Source organism: Aliivibrio sifiae, from assembly GCF_002954715.1.
Taxonomy (GTDB): Bacteria; Pseudomonadota; Gammaproteobacteria; order Enterobacterales; family Vibrionaceae; genus Aliivibrio; species Aliivibrio sifiae.
Genome location: NZ_MSCP01000001.1, coordinates 1,006,684 through 1,022,664 on the forward strand (window position 1 = coordinate 1,006,684; position 15,981 = coordinate 1,022,664).

Genomic DNA, 15,981 nt, shown 5'->3' on the forward strand with positions numbered 1-15,981 from the left:
TAAAAAAGCCCGAGGTTAATACCTCGGGCTTTGCTGTTTATGGTTATCTGAATTAATGCACTATTTGCAATTCATCGATTTCCATATTGATTTTTGTAGGGTTTTTTTGTAGCCAACGTAAACGCAGACTTAATAGAATCGCTGAAGTGGTTAAACCACCAATGAAACCAAACCAAAACCCATAAACCCCCATAGGTTCAACAATCCAATCGGTCATGCCAAGGATGTAACCTGTTGGTAGTCCAACAATCCAGTAAGAGACAAAGGTACACTTAAAGATAGCAGTCATGTCTTTATAGCCACGAAGAGCACCAGCTGCCACAACTTGAACGGCATCGGTACATTGGTAAATAGCCGCAAGGAGCATTAGGCTTACCGCTAAGTTTACAACTTCAGTGTTGTCTGAGTATAAGTATGCGATTTGTTCGCGGAATAACAGCGTTAAAACAGCAGTACAACACGCCATTAGTAAACCAAAAGCAAGACCACAAAAACTCGCGATTTTTGCACCTTCAAGATCGTTTTCACCCAGTTTATGACCAACACGGATACTAACGGCAATCGCAATACTCATTGGCACCATAAAGATTAAAGATGAGAAATTAATCGCGACTTGGTGAGCGGCAACAACGATAGAACCTAATGGTGAAACTAATAGAGCAACAGCAGCAAACAAAGTTACTTCAAAGAAGATAGATAAAGCAACTGGCAAACCTAATTTGAATAAACGGTAGATCTCTTTCGCTTGTGGTTTATTCCAGTTTTCATACAAGTTTACGCGGCGTAGTTTTGGTGCGATAAAGGTATAAATAACCATGGTCACAAACATTAGCCAGTACACGATTGCAGTAGCAACACCACAACCCACACCACCAAGTGCAGGGGCACCAAATTCGCCATAAACAAACATCCAGTTTAAAGGGATGTTAGCAGCAAGACCGATAAAACCAATGATCATGGCTGGCGTTGTTAACGACAAACCTTCACAAAAGCTACGTAATGCCTGGAACAGTAGGAAAGCAGGAGCTGCCCATAATACCGCGTGTAAATACCCTTGTGTTTTTTCGAACAGCTCAGGCTCTACATCCATTGAAGCTATAATAAAGCCCGCATTATAAAGGATTAGCATAATAGGGATGGAAACAATCAAAGCTAGATAAATGCCTTGATGAATTTCAAATGGGACTTTTTTAGACTTTCCTGAGCCGTTTAGTTGAGCGACAACAGGGACAAGTGCCATTAGCAAACCAACACCGAATAATACGGATGGAAGCCAAACACTTGCTGCAATAGCTACGGCAGCCATGTCGGTAGCACTTACGCCACCAGCCATTACTGTGTCAACAAAGCCCATGCCTGTTTGAGCGACACTCGCAATAAGGACGGGAGTTGATAATTTGATTAATCGAACGATTTCTTTCTGGTATCTGTGCACTACGTCACCGTATCAATATATGTGTAAATAAGGAATATAACTGTTGATTCTTCATTACGGTGATGACCGCAATAAGAATAAAAAAGGTCTGATTGAGTGCTTTAAACAGAGGAACTGTTAAAGGTAAGCAGAAAGCCGACAGTATATAGAAGTCATCGCACTTCACAAAATGAAATATTAGACGTATGGTAGATATTTTAAAAAAAGAGATAGAGTAAAATAATACTCTTGAATTATTTTTCTTATATTTATTGGAGATACTGATGTTTACTGGGATTGTTGCTACTACAGCCAAGGTTATTGAGATCATCAAAAAAGAGAAGTTTCAAACTCACGTTATTGAAATTCCTACGCCTTATGAGCAAGATTTAGAAGTTGGTGCGTCTGTTGCTCACAATGGTTGTTGTTTAACGGTAACGAAGATTAATAATAATCAGGTACAGTTTGATTTAATTGAAGAAACACTGCGCTTAACTAACCTTGGTTTATTAAGCGTTGGGGATTCGGTGAATATTGAGCGCGCGGCTCGATTTGGTGATGAAATTGGTGGTCATTCAATGTCAGGACACATTGTCGGTGTCATGGCGGTTAGAGCTATTAATAAAACAGAAGAAAACTGTCAAATCTGGTTTGATGTGCCGAGTGAGTGGTGTAAATATATTTTACACAAAGGGTATGTTGGTGTTGATGGGATCAGTCTAACGATTGGAGATGTCGATGAAAATGGGTTTAATGTTAATTTAATTCCAGAGACACTAGAAAGAACCAATTTAGGCCAACGTAACATTGGCGATAAAATTAATTTAGAAATTGATCCGCAAACACAAGCGATTGTCGATACGGTTGAGCGTGTATTAGCGAATCAAAATAGAGCGTAAGACTAGGAATTCAAAATAGCCCATCTTCAACACTATCGAAAGAAAAATTAACAGATTGAGTCAGTGGGTTTACAACCATTTTCATTTCAATAGCACGATGACAAGATGGGCAGTCATCGTAGATTTGCTGACTTGGTTGATTTTTGTCTATGACTAAACCAATAGTGTATTGGCAGTTAGGGCACTTAATGTCTTTTCTTATATAATTCATCACAATAACTCCTACTTAAATTAGTATTTCAATTCTCACCCTAACGAATGCTTAGCCTTAGAGTGAGTCACTTTGTTTAACATGGATAAAACGAAAAGAGACAACAATGTGATACGTAGATAATAAGAAAAAGAGTTCATTTTAGAAGTAAATTAAGTGGAAAAGTTGATCAGGGGTTTAATTTATAAATTTGTTACAGTTATAGGGTAGACAATTACCTACCCTATAAACTAGCGGTTTATTTTTGATTAAGGTTTAACTTATCGATGAGTTGTTGGGCATGGAACATGTATTCACCACCAAACATGGTGCAATGGTTAAGTACGTGATAAAGGCTGTATAAATGTTGACGAGTCTCAAAGCCTTCTAAAATAGGAGAAACAGATTCGTACCCTTCAAAGAAACTGTCTTGGAAACCACCAAACAGTTCAGCCATTGCAAGGTCACACTCGGGATCGCCCCAATAAGAAGCAGGATCATAACTTACAGGGCCTTTTACACTGAGTGCAATATTGCCATGCCAAAAGTCGCCATGTAATAGTGCTGGTTTAGGTTGATGATTGTGTAAAATACGTTTTGTGTTTTTGACTAGGGTTTCTATATCGCCGAGGTCCATGCCTTTTTCACGCAGCAATTGCAATTGCCAACCGATACGCTGCTCAGCAAAGAAGCAATCCCATCGCCTATGCCAAGTATTTACTTGCAGTACGTTACCTAGGTAATTATCACAATCAAATCCATACTCTAGTTGGTCTCCCCATGAGTGGTGGTTAGCAAGGCTTACACCAAGTTCATAGGATGTTTGTTGATCCATTGGTTTAGTAGGTAGAAAGTTCAAAACTAAAAAAGAGTGTTCTTTTGTAGTGCCAACATGAAGAGGGGATGGGACAAACATGTGGTCTGATTGGTCAAGTTGAGTCAGGCTTTCCACTTCTGTTTCAAAAATTGGAAGTTCTGCGCGTTCATTCACCTTAACAAAGTAGCGTTGAGTTCCATCGCTGATCATATAGCAGTCATTAATCTCGCCACCATTGACTGTTTCACGTTCAGAAATGATAAAAGGGCGTCCCGTTACATCAGAGATTTGTTTTGCGATAGCCTGCCACATAATTACCTCTCTTTGTTGTCTTAAAAATCACTTAATTAAGAATAGTGTATTCTTAATAAATATCTGTGAACTAAAGCTAAAAAATACGCCGATTTTTGAGGAATCGCTTAAATGATTGAGTTTAAAGAGATGGTGTATGAAAAGTTATGTAAAATTTGTTTGTCAATATAAATGGAAAGAGTTTGAGAGTTATTCTCTATTTTGATAAATTAACCCAAAGAGCTTATATAAAATAAGCATTTATCATTATTATGAACCATTACAAGACGGACAGATTATGATTGTCAACACTGAGGGTTACCACGCACTGATTGAATACCTTACCGAGCATTTGTCTATTTTTGCTAATCAGCAAGGGGATACAGGTGAAGAGACGGTAGAAGATATCGTAAATGATTTAGTGGCTTCTAACTTGATGGCTGTTTTCCAACAAAATCCAGAGTTGGACGCCGATGTACGATTTACGTTATTGCGTGAAGCTGATGCTGTTGTTGCAGATTTAGGTGAAGTATTAGCAGGTGCTTGGGTTCAAAAAGCGACAAATGAACAAGTTATGTTTTTAGATGACTATATTGGACTTATTAAAAACCTATTCGATAGTGCATTTAAATAATCACGATTAAATTTATCTGCAACACCAAGTAAAATAGGGATCTAACCGGTCATTATTTTACTTGGGCCGTTTCTATTGTCTTTCTTTCCTATAACACTCTTCTTACTTGCCAGAATGCTTTTTTCCAATATGGGTTATCTAAACTTGAAATGATCACGCCTTTTGAAGTCGAAGCATGCATAAACTCACGATTACCAATATACACACCGACATGCCTTACTTTTACGCTGGTTTTAAAGAAAATAAGATCACCTTTCTTTGCCTCTGATAATGGAATTTTTATTCCAGTAACTACTTGATATTGAGTTGTTCTCGGTAACGACAATTGATGAAGGTTACTTAATGCATCTTGTGTGAAAGCAGAGCAATCGACTCCATTTTTATTGGTACCACCATATTTGTAAGGAACTCCTTGCCATTCTTGAAAGTAGTCTTGGTAGTCATTTGATTGTGATAGCTGAGGGTGTTTTTTCTCTATCTCTTGCTTTGTTAGTTGTGGCGATGATGGGGAAGAGGCGCATCCAAATAAACCGAGTAAAGCAAGAACACAGATAGATTGGCGAATCATAATCAATCCTAGATGATAAAAAGGCAATGCACTATTTTGACCGATAATTGGTAGAAAAAGCAATATTAATACGAATATCAGCTAGACCGGAGTTTGGCTATTTTGGATGAGTTTAATCACTTTATTTATATCATGATTTGAATCACATTCTTCTTAGATAGGTATGCTTTGATGGTTTAAATGTTGATTTTGTAATGCTTTTCGGCTTCTTGTTAATTTAAAGTTTTATCTTTTGAGTTATTTTTGGTTGAAATATCTACAGGTGAAACATTTTGTGACATTTCGAACTTTCATTGAATTTTACAATCATGTAACCTTTGCGTGAATTTTGGAAGTACTTACTTTTAACGAAAGCACTTATTATTTAACCATTTGTATGAGAATGGCGTGCTGAATTATAAAAGGGTAAGACAAAAACAAGGAGTTACAGATGAGTTCGTCTGCATCGCAACAACAAAATCAACAGCAGCCAAAAAGGCCGTTGTTCACTCGTTTTCTTGATTCAGTAGAATACTTAGGAAACCTTTTACCACACCCAATTACTCTTTTTGCAATCTTTTGTGTGGCAATTCTCGTTTTATCCGGTATCGCTGGTTATTTTGAATTATCAGTAATGGATCCTCGTCCAGAAGGGGCGAAAGGTCGTGCTGCTGATGGTATGATTCATGTCGTTAGCTTATTTAATGCTGAAGGCTTACAGCTTATTGTGACTAACTTAGTGAAAAACTTTGTTGGTTTTGCACCATTAGGAACAGTTCTAGTTGCAATGCTTGGTGTTGCAATTGCTGAACATTCAGGGATGTTATCTGCAGCTATGCGTGGCATGGTAATGGGTGCATCTAAGCGTATGGTTACAGTAACCGTTGTTTTTGCTGGTATTATTTCAAATACAGCCTCTGAGCTTGGTTATGTGGTACTTATTCCTCTAGCTGCAATGCTTTTCCACTCACTAGGTCGTCATCCGCTTGCTGGTCTTGCTGCGGCGTTTGCTGGTGTATCTGGTGGTTATTCTGCAAACCTTCTAATTGGTACGGTTGATCCACTGCTTTCTGGTATTACTGAAACAGCAGCGCAAATGATTGACCCAACATATACGGTTGGCCCTGAAGCTAACTGGTACTTTATGTTTGTATCAACTTTCTTTATCTCAATTACTGGTGCATTTGTAACTGAGAAAATTGTTGAGCCTAAGTTAGGTAAATATCATGATGAAGAGGCTTCAGAAGACTTATCAAATGATAAAATGGGTAAGTTGACTGCCGTTGAGAAAAAAGGTCTTAAATTTGCAGGTGTTGCTGTTCTTGTTGTGAGTGCATTACTTGCATGGACTATTGTTCCGGCAGATGGCGTATTACGTTCAGCTAATGGGACGGTATCTGGTTCTCCATTCCTTAAGAGTATTGTTGCCTTTATCTTTGTATTCTTTGCAATCCCAGGTTTTGTTTATGGCAAAATTGTAGGTACGATGAAGAATGATCGTGACGTCATTAATGCAATGGCGACATCAATGTCTTCAATGGGTATGTATATTGTACTTGTGTTCTTTGCTGCACAGTTTGTTGCTTTCTTTAAGTGGACTAACTTTGGTCAGGTAATTGCTGTAGGTGGTGCGAGCTTCTTACAAGATGTGGGTCTTACTGGTCCAATGCTGTTCTTCGCATTTATCTTAATGTGTGGCTTCATTAACTTAATGATCGGTTCAGCGTCTGCACAGTGGGCAGTAACGGCTCCTATCTTCGTTCCTATGTTAATGCTAGTAGGTTATGCTCCTGAGACAATTCAAGCGGCTTACCGTATCGGCGATTCAACAACGAATATCATCACTCCAATGATGAGCTATTTTGGTCTTATTCTTGCGGTAGCGACACGTTACATGAAGAACCTAGGCATAGGTACACTGATCGCAACCATGCTTCCATACTCAATCTGCTTTATGTTTGGTTGGAGTATTCTGTTTTACCTTTGGGTATTCGTATTTGGTCTGCCTGTAGGGCCAGGGGCGGCAACGTTCTATACACCATAATAGGTAATAGAATAAGCGCTTCACAATAAACACTTAAAACAAAGGCGATCTTCGGGTCGCCTTTTTTGTATTTAACCACAACTAGAACTGAGTTCTTAATTGTTTTACACTGGCCACGTTTAATGAAAGTAGTGGTGTATTATTATGAAATTAATTCCTTTATTGAAACAACCTCAGATAGATTAAGGTGATGTGTTTTGAACGTGAACATATCGCCACAATTAAGCGTTCCGTGGCAAACTAAAATGAAACAAAGAGAACAATGTCATGACAAAAAAACACTGGTCAAAATTTCAATTATTGAATGAAGTAAACACAAACCCTAACATTTCAATCAAAGGCTCTCATAGTTATTACAGTGACTGCTGGGATGAGGGGTTTGAGTATTCTGTTGTCCGTTATTTACATGGTGATGAAGTCAGTCGTCAGTGGGAACCTCGTTGGGAAATAGATAAGCTTTATATTGGTGATTATGTCTGTATTGCCGCTGAAGTGATCATTTTAATGGGGGGGAATCATACCCATAGAGCGGATTGGTTTTGTCTTTATCCTTTCATGAATACGATTGATGAAGCTTACGAAAGTAAAGGTGATACGTATATTCATGATGGTAGTTGGCTTGGCATGCGCTCAATGATCATGCCTGGAGTAACGATTGGCGAGGGTGCTATCGTTGCTGTAAATAGTGTAGTAACAAAAAACGTTGAACCTTATAGTGTCGTTGGTGGCAGCCCTGCAAAGTTAGTTAAGTATCGCTTTGAAAAAGATGTCATCGATGAGCTGCTTACTTTAAAAATATATGATTGGGCGCAAGATAAATTTGAAGCAATGCAACCGTATTTATCTAACTCAGATATGGGCAAGTTAAAAACGGCGATAGAGCGTTACGATAACACTCATAAGTAATATAAATGAAATTCAAATAATAAAATAACGAATAGCCTTTCATTAATTGAAAGGCTATTTTTTTAAATCATTGGTCATCATATTTGAATATGAAAATGACACTTAATTAATTGCATTGGTATTATTTATAGAGAGGAAGGATAATGGGGCTTAAATGAATGACCTATGTTGTGATTATGCGCCTTGATAAATTTATATGTAAAAGTACACAATTAACAAAACCAGAAGCGATTGCAATGATCGAAGAGGGTAAAGTGAATATCAATCGTGACGTTGTCACGGCTGTGTCAACCCAAGTCCATGAAAATAATCAGGTAACTTTAAACGGTATTCTTTTAACGCTTAGGCCATTTCGTTACTTAATAATGAATAAACCTGCTAATACCATTTGTTCAAATATCGACGAAGCTTATCCCTCATTGTTTAACTACATTACTGAAGGCAATAATGCAGAGCTACACGTTGCAGGACGTTTAGATGCAGATACAACAGGGTTAGTTCTAATCACCGATAATGGTAGTTGGTCTTACAATATAATTACGCCAAGCAAGAAGTGTGAGAAAGTTTATCGAGTTGGTTTACGTAAACCGATAACAGAAGATGCAACCGAAAAGTTTGCTATAGGTCTTCAATTGCAAGGCGAATCTCAACTTACGCGACCAGCAAAGTTAGAGATTATTACCTCAAAAGAAGTGCTTTTAACAATTACGGAAGGGAAGTTTCATCAAGTAAAACGCATGTTTTCTGCAATTGGTAACAAGGTAATTTCTTTGCACCGTGAAAAGATTGGAGAGATAACTCTGGATGTAGAAGAAGGTGAATGGCGTTATTTGACGAGTGATGAAATTCAATCATTCAATCTGAAGGTAAAATAAGTAAGGTTAGGTTCAACCTTACTTATCAGCCGTTCTTTCTCACTTAAATGATAATCTATTTATTTCTAAATGGTTGAGTAAGCATTTTATCTAAGCGCTGTTCTTTTTCTTTTCGGAAAAAACCAAGGCCAATTTTCATCTCTTCATGGCCATCTTGAGGTCTCACTAAATATGTTTTACCAAAATAGTCCCAAATGGATAAAAAGAACCCATAGTTATTGTGCATTTCAGAGATATGAACGGAATGGTGCACTCGATGGAAATCAGGAGTTACCAATAATACTCGGACATAACGATCCAACCATTTTGGAATAAATAAGTTACTGTGATTAAACATCGCACTTACGTTCAGAACAACTTCAAATAAGATCACCGCTTCAACAGGGATGCCTAATAATCCAATCGCAGCTATTTTGACAAGCATTGAGATAATTATTTCAATTGGATGAAAGCGAGTGCCTGTAGTGACATCGATATCTTGATCTGAATGGTGCATACGATGTAAGCGCCACAATAGCGGTATACGGTGAAATGCACGATGTTGCCAATAGATTAACCAATCTAATAATAAGATCGATAATAGTCCGGTTAGAAAAGTAGGAGTGCCTAAATAATTAAACAGTCCCCATTGTTCTTGATGAGCAATTAAAGCTGCATCTACGGCTAATAAAGGTAAAGCTAAACGAAGAATGACGCTATTAAAAAAGACCAATCCAATATTATTTAACCATCGTGTTGATTTTTTTTGAGTCAAAACTTTACGCGGCCATTTGTATTCCGCCAAAGCAAAAATGATGAATGCAGTGATAAAACACCCTAGTCGTAGGGTATCACTTTGTTCAATCCAGTTAATTTCCATCAGGAATTCTCTTATAGAACTTGTTATTACTCATACTGTAAGTAAAATGCGCTTTTTTTTCCATATAAATAGCTTGGTTATTACAAATGCGTATTCACAAAGTTCATCAATTATACAAAGAAAGATTAGCTCGTTCTACAAAACCCTTCAATGCGCGTGGAGCTAATGTGAATCGTTGTGAATTTTGCCAAGTGCATCAAGATTATTGTATTTGTGAGTATCAACCAGAGGCTACTTCACAAGCGGCTTTCTTGTTGATCATGTTTGATACAGAAGTACTCAAGCCAAGCAATACAGGCAAGCTCATTGCCGATTTAATTCCTGAAACTCATGCTTATCTTTGGTCTCGAACTGAGCCAAATGCAGATATGTTAGCCTTATTACAAGATGATTCGTATCAGCCTTTTGTTATTTTTCCTGAAGAGCAAATTGAAAATAAAGCGTTAGTAACGAATGATATCGTTGTTGAAGAGGGAAAAACGCCTCTATTTATTTTGCTTGATGGAAGTTGGCGCGAAGCAGGGCGTATGTATCGTAAAAGTACTTATTTACACCAGCTGCCAGTGTTGTCATTTAATCGTGATCATCTATCTAGTTATATCATGCGTAAAGCGTCGAAAGACCACCAATTATCGACGGTTGAAGTAGCCAGTTTAGTATTGGGTTTGTTTGGTGAAAAAGAGAATGCCAGACATCTTGAATGCTGGTTTGAATTATTTAGAGAACATTATTTATACAGTAAACGCCCAGTAAAAGGGGCAGAGCGTGGCATGGGTTTAAAACGCTTGATTGATTTTCGTACAGAACTGAAAGTAAATAACGAAATCTAATACTACTTTGAGGTTCATCTCACACTAAAAACCAATGAATATCGTCTAGGTCACAGTCTGTATTTATATAAATTAGGTAAGATAACACCATAAAAAATTTAGAATAGATTAGGACAAGGATACCTTATGTACTACGGTTTTGATGTGGGCGGCACAAAGATTGAATTTGGTGCGTTTAATGAAAAATTAGAGCGCGTTGCCACTGAACGAATTCCAACACAAACAGAAGATTACGCATTATTGGTTGATGATATTGCGGGCTTAATTGCAAAATATGACGCTGAGTTTGGCGTAGAAGGTAAAGTTGGTTTAGGCATTCCTGGAATGGAAGATGCTGAAACGGGTGCTTTATTAACAAGTAATGTACCTGCTGCTAAAGGTCAATTTTTACGTAAAGATTTAGAAGTTAAAATTGGTCGCTCAGTAAAGATCGATAACGACGCTAACTGTTTCGCATTATCAGAAGCGTGGGATGAAGAATTAAAAGACTCTCCATCAGTAATGGGCCTAATTTTAGGCACAGGCTTTGGTGGTGGTTTAATTTTTGACGGTAAAGCATTCTCTGGCTATAGCCATGTTGCTGGCGAATTAGGACACTCTCGCTTACCAATCGATGCATGGTTCCATTTAGGTGAAAATGCTCCTCTATTAGGCTGTGGTTGTGGTAATAAAGGCTGTTTAGATAGCTATCTTTCTGGTCGTGGTTTTGAGCTGCTTTATGTTCACTATTACGGCGAAGAGAAAAAAGCGATCGATATCATTAAAGCTAATGAAGCCGGTGATGCGAATGCTGTTGAGCACGTAGAGCGCTTTATGGAGCTATTAGCGATTTGTTTTGCTAACTTATTCACTTGTTTTGACCCACATGTCGTTGCTTTGGGTGGCGGGTTGTCAAATTTTGAGTTGATTTACGAAGAGCTACCAAAACGATTACCAAAACATCTCTTATCTGTTGCGCGTGTTCCTCGAATTATTAAAGCGAAACACGGTGATTCAGGTGGTGTTCGTGGTGCTGCATTCTTAAACATTAAAGAATAATAGCCTAAGCAGCGCAAAAAATAGAAAATGCAGATACAAAAAGAGCCTCATGTTGTTTGTTATTATTAACAGATAAACAGAGGCTCTTTTTTTGTAATGCGATTAGCTAAGTAGCTAAAGGTTAAATAACTAAGTCGTTATTAAGCACAGCATTTTTTGTATTTTTTACCGCTACCACAAGAACAAGGTTCGTTACGGTTAGGTGTTTTTTCAAAACGAGTTGTTTTTGGCTTGTTTAAAACGCCTTCAAGCTCAAGAATATTTTCTTCTTTTTCCGCATTCACTTCGATGTTTGCGAATAAGTTGTGCTCAGTAAGCTGCGCTTCAATTTCAACTTTACGTTCTTCTGTTTGAACAACTAAAGTTAGTGGTGCTTCTTCAGTACCTAACTTAACGTCACGCTTAGTGTTAAAACCAGAAAGAACGTGGTTTTGACGAGTCTCGATACGACCTTTGAAGAACATTTTAGACATCTTGGAGCCTTATAATTTTTGAACACAGTATTTTAGGCATGTTTATACTATAAACAGCAGTGGTGATAAAGGGTTTAAAAAAAGTAATCTTGATTTACTCATTTAAATACAGCTCAGCCATACCATCTAGCTTGCTTTTCACTTCTTTCCAATTTGGCATAACACTGGTTAATAAGCGCCAAAAACGTTCGCTGTGATTGTGCTCTGCAATGTGGCAAAGCTCATGCAGTATTACATAATCAATGCACTCTTTAGGGGCTTTGATTAGGTGAGGATTAAGCATCAAATTCCCTTTGGCAGAGCAGCTTCCCCATTGTTTTTGCATTGGCATCACACGAAAACTTGGAATGCCATCAACCCATGTCGCTTGTGGCAATAGCTCTGCTAACCGTTCATGAAAAATACGCTCTGCTTTTACGCCGTACCAACCAGAGACTAACGCTTTGGTTAGAGCGTGTTTGTCGTCATTAAAACGGGTGAGGGTAACAAGTAGTTTGCCTCGACTCATTTTTACGCTGGGTAACGCGGAGTTATCTTCAACCACTTTAAGTACATAGCGACGGCCTAAATAAAATTGCATTTCACCGCTTACATACAGTTTGGTTTCTACATACGCTAAATGGGCACGAAACTCTTTTAGTGCGTCGTAAATCCAACTAGCACGTTTCATCACGGCATCATGTATGTCGCTTCGCTCTGCATCATCAGGGGCATTAATCACAATTTCGCAGTTAGGATGAATCTTGATGCTAATTTTACGCTTTGCGTTCTCGCTACTGGTTTTTTGAGTAACGGTTTTTCTAATAACAGAGTAGGAGACAGCTTCATCACCATAGATAAAGCTGTACTCTTCTTTGTTACTCTCTTTTTCGTTTACCGATGCCATTAATGATGACCTGCTACGCTTAAACGAGTGATCTGGATAATGTCCGCAATCACTAGATTGGTTTTATCCATCCCAATTGCTTTGAATAGAACGGGCAATAGTTGGCGGCGGATCTGGTTTTCAATCTCTTGTGGGTTAATTGAAAACTCCGCAACGGCTGCGGTAACTATCTCATCAATGTTTAATGCGTAGTTGAAACGTTCATCTTCGCTCAAGGTATTGGTATCTTCTACGTGCTTTAAGAACAGACCAAAGTACGCTTGCACATGACGTTTGATTTTTGGATCAAGCTCAGAGAAACGGTCTGTTGGTAACCCTTCAACGTTACGAGCGATCACTTGCTCTTCAAAATCAGCAAATAACAGATATTGCTTAATAGGGGCATCAAACATCTCTTTGGTTTTATCGATGGCTTGTTTCAATAATTTAGAGAAATACGCTTGGGCATAAGGGTCATCCGCTAAATCTTGCTCAATCATCTTAGTGATACGGCCTGTTATCACGTCTTTTTTGTTACGTGCTTCATCGTCACTCATCTCTTCTGGTTTGGCGTGTTTACCCATATTACCCACCAGATAAGCGCCTTCGGATTCTTGAATTTCTACGCCACCAATATGTTTATCCAACATGGTGCGAATGTTTTCTGCATATTCATCGTAATCAACCGTTTCTTCTGCATCTTCACGGACTTGTTTATGCAGATCAGACATGGATTTTAAGGTTTTTTTGTATAAATCTCGTTTGTCGTCAAAACTCTTATCTTCAAAGTAGGTTGCTGATTGCAGTGCCACTTTTAAACAGTTAGAGAACGCGGTTAATGCGTCATAAAAATCGTTACGTTTTTTAAGATTGGTATCCGTTAATAACCCATCAATGGTATCGATTTTTGGTGCTAACGCTTGGCGCAATGCAGGGCCATCTTGTTTGTTTGATACACCATCAAAAATAGCCCAGAGATCGCGATATAATCCTGGTAATTTTTTGTATTCGGTATCCATGCGATGGTAAAGACCTTCTAGGTCATCAATATCAAAGCCACCTTTAATGCGCTCTTCTAGCTCTTGGTAGTTTGCTATCGATGCATCAAGCTCTTTTAAAATGCCGCGATAATCAATCAAATAGCCAAATTGCTTTTTAGCATGCAAACGGTTCACACGCGCAATGGCTTGAATTAAGTTATGTTGTTTAAGCGGTTTATCAATGTAAAGCACGGTGTTTTTTGGCTCATCAAAGCCTGTGAGTAGCTTATCAACCACAATCATGAGATCGGGGCCGTCGTCTTTACTAAACTCATCAATAATGTGTTTGGTGTAGGTCTTTTCATCACGCCATTCTTTTTCTGTTACATTGGCTTTCCACCAATTTTGTACTGTGTCAGTGCTTTCACCATCAACCGTGTCATGGCCTTCACGAGTATCAGGAGCAGACATTGCAACAACCGATGTCACTTTACCAATTTTATCCAATAGCTTTTTGTATTGAATAGCAGAGGCTTTAGAGTCACACGCCAATTGTCCCTTTAACCCTTGGTGTTTAAAGTTTTGAAAGTGATCAGAAATATCATGGGCGATCAGTTCTAAACGTCCTTCGGTTTGGTATATTTGACCTTTTTGAGCAAACTTTTTCTTTAAATCCGTGCGCTGTTTTTCTGATAATTTATCGGTAATACGGTCAAACCACGCATCAATAGCTTTGTCGTTGGTGCTGAGATCAGGAATGCGCTCTTCATACAATAGTGGGGTAACGGTTTGGTCTTCTACCGCTTGCTGCATGGTGTAAGAGTGGATGATCTTACCGAATTTATTTTCTGTTTTATCGTCTTGCAGCAGTGGGGTGCCTGTAAATCCAATATAAGCGGCTTTGGGTAGAGCTTGTTGCATACGAATGTTGTTTTCACCGTTTTGGCTGCGGTGCCCTTCATCTACTAATACGATAATATCCGGGCTGTTGTTGTAACATTCTGGTAGCTCAATCGCGGTACCAAACTTATTGATGATAGAGAAGATGATACGCTCATTCCCTTTACCAATTTGCTCGGCTAGGCGTTTTCCTGTGGTCGCCATTGCTGTCTTTCTGTCTTTGTCTGACAGTGCACCACCAGAGGCAAAGGTGCCTGCCAGTTGATCTTCTAAATCTGTTCGGTCGGTAACCACAATCACGCGACATTTTGCTAACTCTTTAAGCCAGATAAGCGCTTTTGATAAAAACACCATGGTGAACGATTTACCAGAGCCTGTGGTATGCCAAATTACGCCACCATTACGTGCGCCCAGATCATCAAATGAGGTGATACGCTTAACGAGAGCTTTAATGCCAAACACTTGTTGATAACGCGCAACAATCTTGCCGACTTTTTTATCAAACAGGGTATAAAGGCGAGTCATTTCTAATAGGCGATCATGATGAAGTAGCGATATTAATAAACGGTCTTGGTTAGTTACCATTAAATCACCGCCTGAGATCAGCGATAGATACTCTTCACGCACCTTATTCGGGCGATGGTTAAAAATACGGTCGAAATTTTCTGGTGATAATGGCGTGTTTTTTAAGCGAGAAAAAGTGTGCTCTGTGATTTCTTCTTCTTTCCATTTTGCCCAAAATTTACTTGGGGTTCCGCAAGTAGCGTAGCGTCCATCGTGCCCATTAACGGACATTACCAATTGGCTATAAGCGAATAGGTGAGGGATGCAATCTTGTTTTTGATTACGAATGGTTTGAGATACGCCTTCTTCAATGGTGGGTTTTCCTACCGTTGAGGAGTCAGGGCGCTTGGCTTCAATCACGACCCAAGGCAAGCCATTTACGAAGCAGACCATATCAGGAATGTAGTTTTTGGTGCCGTGAGTATTTTCGACTTCAAGCTCTTCAGTAAAGTGGTATTTGTTGTTGTCAGGGTATTCCCAATCAATGATCTGAATGGTTGGGTTGGCTTTTTTGCCATCCACAAACTCAGTGACGCTAATACCATACGTCAATGAGTTATACAGCTTTTCATTAGCGGTTTTTAAGCCTTCATTCATGGCTGGGTTGGCTAATTCTTGAATGATTTTATCAATCGCATTTTTTGATAAATGATGCTCTTTACCCATAAAAGAATAGGTTTTGTGTTGCAGCACGTCACGCAATACATTAGGTAAGATAACACTTGATAAGTTACCTCGCATAACCGTGCAGTCACTTGGTGGAATGAACTCATAGCCAAGGTTGGTTAATAGCGTAAGCGCAGGTATTTTTGCGCTTTGTTCTTCTTTGAAGTTAGGGACAGTTTGCACACTATT

15 protein-coding genes are annotated in these 15,981 nt (G+C 38.7%); 7 read left to right on the forward strand and 8 right to left on the reverse strand.

Annotated elements, in window-relative coordinates; all coding sequences use genetic code 11:
- Positions 1–52: 52 nt before the first annotated feature.
- Complete coding sequence (locus BTO23_RS04425; protein WP_060991117.1) at positions 53–1,435, reverse strand: MATE family efflux transporter; 1,383 nt, start codon at positions 1,433–1,435, stop codon at positions 53–55.
- Positions 1,436–1,698: 263 nt separating this feature from the next.
- Here BTO23_RS04425 and BTO23_RS04430 point away from each other — a divergent pair, with 263 nt between their 5' ends.
- Complete coding sequence (locus BTO23_RS04430; RefSeq protein ID WP_061011414.1) at positions 1,699–2,313, forward strand: riboflavin synthase; 615 nt, start codon at positions 1,699–1,701, stop codon at positions 2,311–2,313.
- 10 nt (positions 2,314–2,323) lie between these two features.
- Here the strand turns inward: BTO23_RS04430 and BTO23_RS04435 are convergent, their stop codons facing one another.
- Positions 2,324–2,524: a zinc ribbon domain-containing protein gene (locus tag BTO23_RS04435; RefSeq protein WP_105063042.1), complete on the reverse strand. Its 201-nt coding sequence runs from the start codon at positions 2,522–2,524 to the stop codon at positions 2,324–2,326.
- Positions 2,525–2,762: 238 nt separating this feature from the next.
- On the reverse strand, positions 2,763–3,632 hold the full coding sequence (locus BTO23_RS04440; protein ID WP_060991114.1) for a fructosamine kinase family protein: 870 nt from the start codon (positions 3,630–3,632) through the stop codon (positions 2,763–2,765).
- Positions 3,633–3,909: 277 nt separating this feature from the next.
- Between BTO23_RS04440 and BTO23_RS04445 the strand changes: the two genes are divergently transcribed.
- Complete coding sequence (locus BTO23_RS04445) at positions 3,910–4,245, forward strand: DUF3802 family protein (protein ID WP_060991113.1); 336 nt, start codon at positions 3,910–3,912, stop codon at positions 4,243–4,245.
- An 88-nt stretch (positions 4,246–4,333) separates the two neighbouring features.
- Here the strand turns inward: BTO23_RS04445 and BTO23_RS04450 are convergent, their stop codons facing one another.
- Positions 4,334–4,813, reverse strand: a complete 480-nt coding sequence (locus BTO23_RS04450; protein ID WP_060991112.1) for a C40 family peptidase — start codon at positions 4,811–4,813, stop codon at positions 4,334–4,336.
- A 430-nt stretch (positions 4,814–5,243) separates the two neighbouring features.
- Between BTO23_RS04450 and BTO23_RS04455 the strand changes: the two genes are divergently transcribed.
- From BTO23_RS04455 to BTO23_RS04465, 3 genes are all read left to right on the forward strand, one after another.
- Positions 5,244–6,836 carry an AbgT family transporter gene (locus BTO23_RS04455; RefSeq protein WP_060991111.1) on the forward strand — a complete coding sequence of 531 codons (1,593 nt, stop codon included), beginning with the start codon at positions 5,244–5,246 and terminating at the stop codon, positions 6,834–6,836.
- Between the two features lie 267 nt (positions 6,837–7,103).
- Complete coding sequence (locus tag BTO23_RS04460; protein WP_061037187.1) at positions 7,104–7,742, forward strand: CatB-related O-acetyltransferase; 639 nt, start codon at positions 7,104–7,106, stop codon at positions 7,740–7,742.
- A 176-nt stretch (positions 7,743–7,918) separates the two neighbouring features.
- Entirely contained in the window at positions 7,919–8,617 is a 699-nt protein-coding gene (locus BTO23_RS04465; RefSeq protein ID WP_105063514.1) for a pseudouridine synthase, read from the forward strand.
- A 55-nt stretch (positions 8,618–8,672) separates the two neighbouring features.
- On the opposite strand, the gene BTO23_RS04470 is transcribed toward BTO23_RS04465, so the two are convergent.
- Positions 8,673–9,476, reverse strand: coding sequence for a sterol desaturase family protein (locus BTO23_RS04470; RefSeq protein ID WP_061011418.1), 804 nt, complete (start codon positions 9,474–9,476; stop codon positions 8,673–8,675).
- An 86-nt stretch (positions 9,477–9,562) separates the two neighbouring features.
- On the opposite strand from BTO23_RS04470, the gene BTO23_RS04475 reads away from it, so the two are divergent.
- Together BTO23_RS04475 and nagK are read left to right on the forward strand one after the other, a co-directional pair.
- Complete coding sequence (locus tag BTO23_RS04475) at positions 9,563–10,306, forward strand: tRNA-uridine aminocarboxypropyltransferase (RefSeq protein WP_105063043.1); 744 nt, start codon at positions 9,563–9,565, stop codon at positions 10,304–10,306.
- Between the two features lie 126 nt (positions 10,307–10,432).
- Complete coding sequence (gene nagK, locus BTO23_RS04480) at positions 10,433–11,344, forward strand: N-acetylglucosamine kinase (protein WP_105063044.1); 912 nt, start codon at positions 10,433–10,435, stop codon at positions 11,342–11,344.
- 140 nt (positions 11,345–11,484) lie between these two features.
- Here nagK and BTO23_RS04485 read toward each other — a convergent pair whose 3' ends face one another.
- From BTO23_RS04485 to BTO23_RS04495, 3 genes are all read right to left on the reverse strand, one after another.
- A complete protein-coding gene (locus tag BTO23_RS04485; RefSeq protein WP_105054831.1) occupies positions 11,485–11,817 on the reverse strand; it encodes a PBPRA1643 family SWIM/SEC-C metal-binding motif protein in 333 nt (110 codons plus the stop codon).
- Positions 11,818–11,911: 94 nt separating this feature from the next.
- The gene (locus tag BTO23_RS04490; RefSeq protein ID WP_105063045.1) at positions 11,912–12,703 is read right to left on the reverse strand and encodes a M48 family metallopeptidase; all 792 of its coding nucleotides are present in this window, start codon (positions 12,701–12,703) and stop codon (positions 11,912–11,914) included.
- Positions 12,703–15,975, reverse strand: coding sequence for a type I restriction endonuclease subunit R (locus BTO23_RS04495; protein ID WP_425427808.1), 3,273 nt, complete (start codon positions 15,973–15,975; stop codon positions 12,703–12,705). The genes BTO23_RS04490 and BTO23_RS04495 overlap by 1 nt, the downstream gene beginning before the upstream one ends.
- Positions 15,976–15,981 lie beyond the last annotated feature (6 nt).